This is a genomic window from uncultured Nitrosomonas sp. (assembly GCF_902826915.1).
GTDB lineage: Bacteria > Pseudomonadota > Gammaproteobacteria > Burkholderiales > Nitrosomonadaceae > Nitrosomonas.
Map to the genome: position 1 here is coordinate 18,775 of NZ_CADEGP010000037.1, position 10,772 is coordinate 29,546.

The 10,772-nt window shown below is 48.8% G+C and carries 9 protein-coding genes; 5 read left to right on the top strand and 4 right to left on the bottom strand.

Annotation, left to right across the window (positions count from 1 at the left end; all coding sequences use genetic code 11):
• Positions 1 to 54: 54 nt before the first annotated feature.
• Positions 55 to 702 carry a hypothetical protein gene (locus QZV86_RS08030; protein WP_295625944.1) on the bottom strand — a complete coding sequence of 216 codons (648 nt, stop codon included), beginning with the start codon at positions 700 to 702 and terminating at the stop codon, positions 55 to 57.
• Between the two features lie 235 nt (positions 703 to 937).
• On the opposite strand from QZV86_RS08030, the gene QZV86_RS08035 reads away from it, so the two are divergent.
• The 4 genes from QZV86_RS08035 to QZV86_RS08050 are packed head-to-tail and all read left to right on the top strand — an operon-like array spanning position 938 to position 7,252.
• Positions 938 to 2,365, top strand: a complete 1,428-nt coding sequence (locus tag QZV86_RS08035) for an efflux transporter outer membrane subunit (RefSeq protein ID WP_295625947.1) — start codon at positions 938 to 940, stop codon at positions 2,363 to 2,365.
• A 29-nt stretch (positions 2,366 to 2,394) separates the two neighbouring features.
• Positions 2,395 to 3,588, top strand: a complete 1,194-nt coding sequence (locus QZV86_RS08040; RefSeq protein ID WP_295625950.1) for an efflux RND transporter periplasmic adaptor subunit — start codon at positions 2,395 to 2,397, stop codon at positions 3,586 to 3,588.
• Positions 3,585 to 6,785: an efflux RND transporter permease subunit gene (locus QZV86_RS08045; RefSeq protein ID WP_295625953.1), complete on the top strand. Its 3,201-nt coding sequence runs from the start codon at positions 3,585 to 3,587 to the stop codon at positions 6,783 to 6,785. The genes QZV86_RS08040 and QZV86_RS08045 overlap by 4 nt, the downstream gene beginning before the upstream one ends.
• A complete protein-coding gene (locus tag QZV86_RS08050) occupies positions 6,782 to 7,252 on the top strand; it encodes a DUF192 domain-containing protein (protein WP_295625956.1) in 471 nt (156 codons plus the stop codon). Before QZV86_RS08045 ends, QZV86_RS08050 begins: the two co-directional genes overlap by 4 nt.
• Before the next feature lie 31 nt (positions 7,253 to 7,283).
• Here QZV86_RS08050 and QZV86_RS08055 read toward each other — a convergent pair whose 3' ends face one another.
• Positions 7,284 to 8,621, bottom strand: a complete 1,338-nt coding sequence (locus QZV86_RS08055; RefSeq protein ID WP_295625960.1) for a DEAD/DEAH box helicase — start codon at positions 8,619 to 8,621, stop codon at positions 7,284 to 7,286.
• A gap of 211 nt (positions 8,622 to 8,832) precedes the next feature.
• Here QZV86_RS08055 and QZV86_RS08060 point away from each other — a divergent pair, with 211 nt between their 5' ends.
• Positions 8,833 to 9,978 (top strand): class I SAM-dependent methyltransferase, encoded by a 1,146-nt coding sequence (locus tag QZV86_RS08060; RefSeq protein WP_295625969.1) that lies wholly within the window; start codon positions 8,833 to 8,835, stop codon positions 9,976 to 9,978.
• 32 nt (positions 9,979 to 10,010) lie between these two features.
• On the opposite strand, the gene QZV86_RS08065 is transcribed toward QZV86_RS08060, so the two are convergent.
• Together QZV86_RS08065 and QZV86_RS08070 are read right to left on the bottom strand one after the other, a co-directional pair.
• Positions 10,011 to 10,343 carry a nucleotide pyrophosphohydrolase gene (locus QZV86_RS08065; protein WP_295625963.1) on the bottom strand — a complete coding sequence of 111 codons (333 nt, stop codon included), beginning with the start codon at positions 10,341 to 10,343 and terminating at the stop codon, positions 10,011 to 10,013.
• Positions 10,344 to 10,396: 53 nt separating this feature from the next.
• Positions 10,397 to 10,585, bottom strand: coding sequence for a galactose oxidase early set domain-containing protein (locus tag QZV86_RS08070; protein ID WP_295625966.1), 189 nt, complete (start codon positions 10,583 to 10,585; stop codon positions 10,397 to 10,399).
• Positions 10,586 to 10,772 lie beyond the last annotated feature (187 nt).

The window sequence follows — 10,772 nt, forward strand, 5'->3', positions numbered from 1 at the left end:
GATAATGCTTTCTGGTTTGACAAAACTTATTTATTTACTCAACCAAACATCGAGTTAGCATACATCACATGTTAATAACCCTGTAGATGCTTTAATCCAATGTGATTTATGTAAGCCAAATATCCAAAGACTATTACAACTATCTTGTGGGTCAATTCCATACTTATACTCAAATGCATCATCAGCAATCGAATTTGATTCAAAAAGCATCAATTCTGGATCATCTAAATCCGGAGTATTCAATAGCAAATTTATCTTAACAGGTGTGCTTGCGGGAAGAATTATACCTCTATGCCAGAAATATAACCCGCGAGTTACACGTTCAAATACCCTTTGATATAAGCTCTCAGGAACCAAGAAAGCTAAATGACTAATTGTCTCTCCGTTTAAATTTTTAGCAGCTACTTCTTGAAGTGTATTAAGGAATGTGAATCGTAGCTTAGTGCTACGTAAGATGCTCTTATGTGCGCCTTTTTCCCATAATAACTTTGTGCTCTCAGTTCTCTTACCAAGTTGTGCACTGATATAAAATCGTAACGCTTCATCATCATACGAACTATCATTATTACAGCGGCTACATGAAGGCACAGTCCGAAACTGCCCAGATAACCCTTTAAAAAAACCTTTAGGTGGAACATGCTCATCTGTTGTAGCAGGACGAATTCCACAAATTACACAAATAGCGCTTTTAGGCGGTTGCATAGACCTTACATTCCATTCCCGATAAATTTGTTGGATTATAACTTATATAAACAATAGTATATCGGTTTTCTGATTAGCTAAAATGACATATGAAAGAAATTAAATACCATAAGTAATTTTCAGCCGCTTCTCAGTAAGTATTATTGAGTTTGACATCTCTACAGAATCTATGTGATTCTGACTATCAGTCTAAATACTGTAGAATGTCTCTACCTTCAATGCTCAAATGAAACAAATGCAACGCTGGCTTCGCACCCTATCAATCCTTCCCATCCTGCTGCTTACCGCCTGCGCAATGGGGCCGGACTTTATTCGCCCGCAGGTTGATACTGCCGAGAAGTTTCGGTTGTCGGGAATCGAGGCTGAATCGATTGCCAATTTACACTGGTGGGAATTGCTGCAGGATGAAACGCTGCAGCAATTGATCCAGCAAGCTTTGCAGGAAAACAAGGATCTCAAACGAGCCATCGCCAGTGTCGAAGAATTTCAGGCGCGATCACGCATCGCGTTTATGGATTTTGTGCCGAATGTGGATTACGATGCAAGCGCACCGGTATTTGGCACACTGGGCGGGTTCGGGATTCCCGGTTTCCCAACCCCTTTTAACTATTTCGGGCGAAGTACGCTAAACTGGGAAATCGATATCTGGGGCAGGATTCGCCGTTCCAATGAGGCTGCCCGCGCTGAGCTGATGGCACGTGAAGAAAATCGTCGCGCCATCATTTTGACGCTTATCAGTGCGGTGGCACAATCCTATTTCGACCTGTTGCAATTTGACATCCAACTGGAAATTGCGCATCGCGCCTTGTCTTCATGGGAAGAATCGGTCGCTATTTCGCGCGCGCAGCTGCAAGGCGGCATTATTTCACGCCTTGATCTGGATCAGTTCCAGGCGGAACGAGCGAATGCAGCTTCAAGGGTAGCTGAACTTGAGCGCAGAATGGTACAAAAAGAAAATGAGCTCAGCGTACTGCTGGGCAGAAGCCCAATATCGATAGCGCGAGGACGTGTCCTGACAGAGCAAGTGATTCCGCCCGAAGTGCCCGCTGGCCTGCCTTCAGAATTATTGCAGCGACGCCCGGATATTCTCCAGGCCGAGCAAACTCTGGCAGCCGCCACCGCCAGAATCGGTGTGGCTCAGGCAGCACGCTTTCCCAAACTTTCGATTACCGGCTTTCTTGGTGTGGCCAGCCCGGCTTTATCCAATCTGCTGCTTTCCGGTAGCGAGTTTGGCGTGGGCGGACTTGGCTTAGCAGGCCCATTACTCAATGCGCAAAGCCTGGGTTTTGAGCAACGTGCCGCGGAAGCGCAGGCAAGGCAAGCGTTCGCACAATACGAGCAAACCATCTTGATTGCGTTCAAAGAAGTTGAAGATGCACTGGTGGCAATTCGCACCGTCAACGAGCAAATCAAAGCGCAGCAGCAACAGGTCGAAGCATTGCACTCGGCTTTGCATGTGGCAGACCTGCGCTATCAGGGAGGCATTACAAGTTATGTCGATGTATTACTCGCCAAACGCACTCTGTTCGACGCCGAATTTTCCCTGAGTGCGACGCAGCGCCTTCATCTGGTATCCATTGTCCAGCTATATAATGCCTTGGGTGGCGGATGGGCACCGGAATACAGCAATGGTCATGAGACAAACGAAGTAAAGCTATACTGAACTCGGTTGCATCAGCACAGAGGAGAAACATGAATAAAATTTATTTAAGCATCGGATTATGCCTGGCTCTTCTGATCGGTTGCACCGAAAAGCCGCCTGCGGATTCTACTGCCCCTATTCCGCAAGTCGAAGTAATCACCGTAACATCGCAAGCGATTCAGGATGAACCGGAATTCATTGGACAAACAGAAGCTTTTCGCCCAGTCGAGATCCGTTCGCAAGTCAGCGGAATCATCAAAAAGGTCTTTTTTACCGAAGGGCGCAATATTAAACAGGGTAATCAGCTATACCTCATTGATCCTGTGCCATTTAAAGCCATTTATCTCAGCAGCAAAGCCAAGGTGGCTCAGGCTCAGGCCCGACTCGATCTAGCCAAGCAGGATCTGGCGCGCGTGCTTCCGTTGCTTGAGCAGCAAGCGGTCAGTAAAAAAAATGTGGATGACGCGCAGGCGGAGGTACGAGGTGCTACAGCGGCACTGGAATCGGCGCAAAATGATCTGATCAAGGCCAAATTTGACATGGATAATACGATCATTACAGCGCCAGTGAACGGCCGCATTGGTCGCAGCCATTTCTATGAGGGAAGATTGATTTCAGCCCAGGAAACACTGCTCGCAACGATCGACCAATTGGATCCGATGTATGTCAATGTCAGTGTTCCCGAAAGCTATCTTCTGCGCCGCCGTCGTGAACTTGCTGAATATAAGGTGGAGCGACCGGATATTTTTCAGTTACGCGGCGTGATGACTTTCATGGATGGCAGCATCTATCCTCAAGACGGTGTGCTTGATTTTGCAGATGTTGCTTTGCGGCCTGAAACGGGTACATTGCAAGGGCGATTTGTATTTCCCAATCCCGAAGGCGCGTTTGCTCCGGGGCAATCCTATTTTTATCCCGGCCAGTTCGTCAAAGTTCGTATTAAAGGCTATACGCGTACCGATGCCATCCTGATCCCGCAACGCGCTGTGCAGCAAGGACCTAGCGGTTCGTTTGTCTATGTCGTTGACGAGGAAGATAAGGCGGAACTCAGAGCGATCCGGGCCAGCATGTGGCGTGGCAAGGAATGGTTGATCGAAGAAGGTTTGCGTCCAGGGGAGCGTGTGGTTGTGGAGGGCTTTTTCCGGATTCTTCCGGGTGCCAGAGTCGATCCTGTAACCAATCAGAAAGAAACAACCGCCGTAATCCATAATGCCGAGGAACCCAACCTGCAAAGCATGCCATGAACTCTCACTTCTTCATCGACCGGCCCATTTTTGCATCGGTACTATCCATTATCATTGTTGTCATCGGCTTAGTTGCTCTGCAAAAGCTACCCATCGCGCAGTTTCCTCAGATCACGCCACCGATGGTGCAGATCGATGCGGATTATCCGGGCGCCAGCGCGGAAGTCGTGGCGGAAGCGGTGGCTCGTCCAATCGAAGTGCAGCTTCCGGGTATTGATAATCTTTTATATTATGAATCGACCAGTACCAACGATGGGCATATGACCATGAAGCTCACGTTCGAGATTGGAACCGACATCGATATTGCACAGGTACAGACACAGAACCGGCAGCGTCTGGCCGAGCCACAACTGCCCGATGAGGTTTTGCGACAGGGCATTACGGTTAAAAAAACATCGCCCGATTTATTGGCGGTGGTTGCGTTGAGTTCAACGGATCCCAAACATGACACCGTTTTTCTCTCAAACTACAGTTTGTTGCGCATTCTCGATAATGTCAAACGGCTTCCCGGTGTTGGTGACGCGATCATTTTTGGCGGGCAGAATTACTCCATTCGGCTGATTCTCGACCCCGTCCGCATGGCGCAACTTAATATTACGCCAACCGAAATTGCAGCGGTCGTGCGGGAGCAGAATCGCGATTTCCCAGCTGGCAGGATAGGGCGCGAACCAACACCCAAGGGTACAGAATTAACTATCCCGGTCATTACTCGTGGACGCATGAGTGAGGTTAACGAATTCGAAGACATGATTATTCGTGCTCACCCGGACGGCGCGATGGTACGGATGCGGGATGTTGCGCGCGTGGAATTGGGTGCTCAATCCTATGATCTGCAAGGGCGATGGAATGGGAAACCTAACACTTTCTTACTGACCTTTCTGTCACCTGGCGCAAATGCGCTCGATACCTCTAAACGGATTCGTGAAGAAATGGACAAGCTTGCAAACAGCTTTCCAGCAGGCGTGTCTTATGATATCCCATACGACACAACAACATTCATTGATGTTTCTATCAGGGAAGTGGTCAAAACACTTGCCGAAGCAATGGTATTGGTAATTCTGGTTGTTTTTCTTTTTCTGCAGAGTTGGCGTGCAACGCTGATTCCGGCACTCGCCGTTCCAATTTCGCTGATCGGAACACTTGCCGGCATGGAAGCGTTGGGATTTTCGATCAATACGCTGACGCTTTTCGGCATGATTCTGGCCATCGGTATTGTGGTAGATGACGCGATTATAGTAGTGGAGAATGTCGAGCGACAAATGACACAAGGCGGGCTTTCACCCCGAGATGCGGCAAAAGAATCCATGAACGAGGTGACTGGGCCAGTAATTGCAAGTGTTCTAGTGCTAGCTGCCGTGTTTATACCCGTGGCATTCTTGGGTGGAATTACTGGTGAATTGTATCAACAGTTTGCCATCACCATTGCGCTCTCTGTGACTATTTCCGGATTTGTGGCATTGACCCTCAGTCCCGCATTATGCGCCTTGGTGCTCAAACCTAGCCATGGCTCTCCTGGACGATTCTGGAAAACATTCAATCGGTTTTTTGATTGGGCACAGACAGGATATGTCGGAACGGTTGACGTCGTCATTAAACGATCCGTAATTGCGCTTATCATTTTTTTGATGCTGATACTGGTTAATATGGGTCTGTTCAAAACAATTCCTGGAAGTTTCCTGCCGGAAGAGGATCAGGGATATTTTATTACCGTGGTGCAATTGCCGGATGGCGCTTCACTGACGCGCACCATCGAGGTTTTAGAGAAAATTGAAGGATATTTTCAAGAAATTCCCGTCGTTCATTCAACCGACACACTGACCGGCCAGAATTTTGTTTTCGGTACCCGCGGAACGAACCAAGCGACGATGTTTGTCCCGTTACATCACTGGGACGAACGCAAGCATGCCGACGAACAGGTACCCGGGCTGATAGCCGCAGCTTACCAGGAATTTGCCAAAATTCCGGAAGCTTTGGTGCTAGCTTTTAATGCCCCTTCGATCAGCGGATTGGGTTCCACCGGTGGTTTTTCAGCGCAATTGCAGGATCCCGCTGGCGGAGATTTCGCTGAATTTGCCGCAGTGGCGCAGGAGTTTACTGCCAGAGCCACAGAACACCCGGCAATTGCGGTTGCCAGCACCAATTTTCGTATCAGTGCGCCACGACTGTTTGCCACGGTAGATCGCGAACGTGCCAAAGCATTGGGTGTTCCGATTTCCGAAGTATTTGATACTATGCAGGCCTATTTTGGTAATCTGTATGTCAATGATTTTGTAAAATTTGGCCGTATCTACCGGGTACAGACTGAAGCACTGCCAGAATATCGCACCAATCCAGATGATATCAGCAAGATTTATGTGCGCGCCCGAACAGGAACAACAAATACTATGATTCCACTGGATTCGGTAGTAACCACCGAGTTTAATAGTGGCCCAGATCCCGTGACGCATTTTAATGGATTCAATTCTGCGTTCATATTGGGCGGGGCAGCTCCCGGCTATAGCTCGGGAGAAGCGCTTGAAGCCTTGCAACAAATCGCCGATGAAGTTCTCACACCGAAAGGTTATTCAATCGATTGGAGCGGAATATCCTTGCAAGAACGTAAAGCCAGCGGACAATCGACTTATGTGTTCGCTTTTGCATTATTGATGGTATTTCTGGTATTGGCCGCCTTGTACGAAAGCTGGTCTATTCCATTTGCTGTTATTTTAGCCGTCCCTTTTGGAATCCTGGGGGCATTTCTGGCAATTTGGACAAGAGATTTGACCAATGACATTTATTTTCAAATCGGCTTGGTGACTTTGATCGGATTAGCAGCAAAAAATGCCATTTTAATTGTGGAATTCGCCAATCAACGCTATGCAGCCGGAATGTCATTAACCGAAGCAGCGCTTGATGCAGCACGGCTTCGCTTTCGGCCTATTATCATGACGTCGATGGCGTTCATTTTGGGCGTGCTGCCATTGGTTATCGCGTCCGGTGCGGGCGCAGCCAGCCGTCACTCAATCGGAACTGGTGTGTTCGGCGGTATGCTGGCAGCCACATTCCTGGCGATCTTTTTTGTGCCGCTGTTTTTTGTCGTGATCAGCAAGCTTACGCAACGCGGCAAACAATCCACTAATGCAAGCGAGTCGCAACAAGCGATTGCTATAGCGCCCCCACAAGATGATCAAGCCAGAATCGATGAAGGTAAACCATGATTAGAAATTTAGTGCGGCATGGCATTGCGCTGGCTTGTGGATTATTATTCACTAGCCATGCGGTCGCACAGGATCACGCTCAACCACGCCTGCCTACAGTCGAATTAACAGCCGGCATGCATGTAATACAAGCCGAGGTTGCGCACACGTACAACCAGCAGAGCATCGGCTTAATGCACCGTCGGAAGATGGGGATCAACGAAGGAATGCTATTCGTTTACGAGGTGCCGCAAGTGCGCTGCTATTGGATGCGCAATACGTTGATACCGCTCACCATCGCGTTTATCGACAATGATGGCGCCATCGTCAATTTGCGCGACATGCAGCCACGCACAGAGCGCTCACACTGTTCGAGTAAGCCGGTACGCTATGCGCTGGAAATGAACCAAGGTTGGTTCAAAGCGCGTGGTCTAAAACCCGGCTTCAAGCTACGCGAAATTCCACTTGCTCCGGCAGTGATGCCGTAAAAGTTTGCACCCTGGATTATCGAATAGTGGGCTAGCGTCCTCGCGCTCCGTTCGCTCGACGAGGCTCATCGAAACGTCGACGGGACGACGGAGCAAAGCCGGCACCCGCAGGTTTTTTACTTACCGGCTTTTTATTGTCTGATTTTTTTGGTGAATTGCGCGAGGGTGTTGCGCCACGTGGTTCCCCACCACGGCCATTTTTAATTGGCTCAGCCTTGATACGAGGATCCGGCTCAAATCCAGCAATCACCTGGCTGCGCAATTCGTGCTTAATCAATTTTTCAATTGCCGCGAGCAACTTAATTTCATCCACGCACACCAACGATACGGCATCCCCTTCCGCTCCAGCACGCCCCGTCCGGCCAATGCGGTGAACATAATCCTCGGGGACATGAGGCAATTCAAAATTAACCACGTGGGGCAATTCACTGATATCAATGCCACGTGCGGCAATGTCGGTCGCCACTAAGACTTGCAGGTTACCCATCTTGAATTTGGCCAATGCCTGCGTGCGTGCTGTCTGGCTTTTGTTACCATGAATTGCAAGTGCAGGAATACCGCCTGCGGTCAGAAATTCTGCCAGCTTATTGGCGCCGTGCTTGGTACGGGTAAATACCAGCACCTGTGACCAGCCATGCTGCTTAATTAGATGTGCCAGGAGATTTCGCTTGCGCTCACGATCCACCGGATGCACCACATGCGTGACCTTGTCTGCAACCGCATTACGACGCGCTGCTTCAATCAGGGCTGGTTGGTTGAGTAGATTATCCGCTAGCGCCCGGATCTCGTCCGAGAAAGTCGCTGAAAATAATAAATTTTGCCGTTGCTTGGGTAACAGCGCGAGTATTTTTTTGATATCTCGAATAAATCCCATATCGAGCATGCGATCGGCCTCATCCAGCACGAAAATTTCGATCTGTGACAGGCTCAGTGTTTTTTGCTGCACATGATCCAGCAAGCGTCCCGGTGTCGCGACCAGAATATCCACGCGACTTTTCAGGCGAGTGATTTGCGGATTAATATTCACACCGCCAATCATCATCATTGAACTTAACTTTAAATATTTGCCGTAATCACGCACACTCTCTTCCACCTGCGCCGCAAGTTCTCGTGTTGGTACCAAAATAAGCGCCCTTATTGGCGGCCGTCCAATGGATGGTCCTTTGACGCTTTTGTCAGAAAGGCGGTGCAGAATCGGCAAGGTAAAGCCCGCCGTTTTTCCGGTGCCGGTTTGCGCCCCGGCCAGCAGATCGCCGCCCGCCAGGACAGCGGGTATTGCTTGCGCTTGAATGGGTGTAGGTACGGTATAGCCGCGTTCTGTTACGGCACGAACAATTTCATCGGACAAGCCGAAAGTAGCGAAAGACATAAAACTCCAAGGAGGGTTAACGGGTTGTCATCCCAGGTTGGGTATGACTATCAAGACAAAGGGACGAAGGATACTGCCATAAATCCAATTCTTGTAGCGAGTATAATATGAATTGGTTTCAGAATCTCAACAATCATCAACAAATTTCTAATTCTTCCATGACCTTATATTATTATTTTACTACTTGGCTTATTTTACCGTCGCTATCGCCATGAACAATGATTGCATGATTCATTGGCAAGAAATTGGCGAGGATAAATCCGCTCATTGGCATTCTGAAAAGGGACTGCTGCCGCCCAAACGAGTGCAAGTCATTGATGACCGCATGCCAGCCGATACCGCTTACCGACTGGCATGCGAAGGAACCGCGTTGCTGTGGCGCGGGGATTTTCAGAATGCACGCCAACTTCTGCAAGCAATGGCACGGCGTGCGGACAAAAAAAAGCCGGAGAAACCGAAACAACCAAGCATTTCACCCGCGGAAGCTTTTCACCGGCATCGTCTGGCGCAATCGCAACGCGCCCGTGTCTTGGAAAAACTGCTGGTCCCTTTTAACGCCGATCACAGCATTCCCCTGCGCCGCGCACCCGATGCGCACACTGCTTGTTTGGAAGCCTACGGACCCTGCACTGAGCCCTATATCGCCTCGTTGCGTGAACTGCAAGGATTAATCGGCGCACACGAATGGCGCAAAAAAGGAATTGAGATCCCGGCATTGGGCATCACGATTCACCCGCATTATGGGGTTTTTGCACCGATTCGCAACGAGTATGTACAATTGATTGTGCAAGTGTCGCCTCCCGAACTACTGGCAACCCAATCCACAGCATTCGACATTGGCACCGGAACCGGTGTATTAGCTGCAGCCCTGGCATTGCGTGGTGTTCGACACATCATCGCAACGGATCAAGATCCGCGTGCATTAAGTTGCGCACGAGACAATTTGACGCGACTGAATTTACTAAGCCAGGTTGAATTAATGCAGACCGATCTTTTTCCACCAGGTCAAGCTGCACTGATCGTATGCAATCCGCCTTGGATTCCTGCGCGCCCCAGCTCACCGTTGGAGCATGCCATCTTTGACCCGGAAAGTCGCATGCTGCACTGTTTTCTGCACGGGCTTAGCGCGCATTTACTACCCGGCGGCGAAGGTTGGTTGATCTTGTCGGACTTTGCTGAGCATTTGGGATTGCGCACACGCGAAGAATTGCTTGCCGCCATTGATGCGGCGGGCTTAAAAGTATTGGATCGGACGGATATGAAACCCTACCATCCCCGAGTTTCGGATGCCAGCGACCCACTGCACAAAGCTCGCGCTGCGGAGCTTACTTCGCTGTGGCGCTTGGCAAGCCGGTAATCGAGAATAGTGCGACAGCCGCTCCTTATTCCTTATAATTCAGTGTATTTCTTAGCGCTGCCTTTAGCTTTTTCCAGCGGATACTTTAGTGCATTTTGCTCAATCTTCTGCAGTACGATTTGCTTCAAATCCAAATCGTATTTTTCTGCTAACAGCAAAGCAAACGCAATAACATCCGCAAGCTCCTCTCTCACCTTATCGATATCCGCTTGTTCAGAGGACTTCCATAAAAAGGCCTCGAGCAACTCTCCGGCTTCGATATTTAATGCCAGCGCAAGGTCTTTAGCATTATGAAATTGCGCCCAATCCCGTTCATCACGAAATTTAAGCAGTGCTTGGGTAATTTCTTTAATGTCACTGCACATGCAGAAAGTCCTATTAGTGAAAATAAATCGCCATTAACTACTCAACTGACAATTCAACCCATTTGGATGATTCTGGCTACCGAAGGAACGCCCGAAGCATTCCAAACAAATAGCAAATAATGACCTGGCGGCGCTAAATTGGGCGATATGGGTGACTGCACCGTTACTATGTTACCCGCCTGTGCAACCGGCAAGTCAAAAAAACGGGTTTCTTGGTCAAATGCGTGCGTCACTGTAATCATCAGCCGAAATCCATCACCAAGTATTTCAATTCATATCGACCAGAATGATTTTATAAAGAATTAAGGAAACGCTGATCTATTCGATCACATCGAATAGACATGCAGAGGCTTGATAAAATAGATCCCATATTGATAAATAGAGCTTACTCAGAAATTCAGCAATCAGATATGCACTGCTAAATAAGAA

Bases quoted from the DNA above. Each gene is read 5' to 3' on its own strand.
- QZV86_RS08030 (WP_295625944.1), bottom strand. From the start codon at position 702: ATGCAACCGCCTAAAAGCGCTATTTGTGTAATTTGTGGAATTCGTCCT.
- QZV86_RS08035 (WP_295625947.1), top strand. From the start codon at position 938: ATGCAACGCTGGCTTCGCACCCTATCAATCCTTCCCATCCTGCTGCTT.
- QZV86_RS08040 (WP_295625950.1), top strand. From the start codon at position 2,395: ATGAATAAAATTTATTTAAGCATCGGATTATGCCTGGCTCTTCTGATC.
- QZV86_RS08045 (WP_295625953.1), top strand. From the start codon at position 3,585: ATGAACTCTCACTTCTTCATCGACCGGCCCATTTTTGCATCGGTACTA.
- QZV86_RS08050 (WP_295625956.1), top strand. From the start codon at position 6,782: ATGATTAGAAATTTAGTGCGGCATGGCATTGCGCTGGCTTGTGGATTA.
- QZV86_RS08055 (WP_295625960.1), bottom strand. From the start codon at position 8,621: ATGTCTTTCGCTACTTTCGGCTTGTCCGATGAAATTGTTCGTGCCGTA.
- QZV86_RS08060 (WP_295625969.1), top strand. From the start codon at position 8,833: ATGAACAATGATTGCATGATTCATTGGCAAGAAATTGGCGAGGATAAA.
- QZV86_RS08065 (WP_295625963.1), bottom strand. From the start codon at position 10,343: ATGTGCAGTGACATTAAAGAAATTACCCAAGCACTGCTTAAATTTCGT.
- QZV86_RS08070 (WP_295625966.1), bottom strand. From the start codon at position 10,585: ATGATTACAGTGACGCACGCATTTGACCAAGAAACCCGTTTTTTTGAC.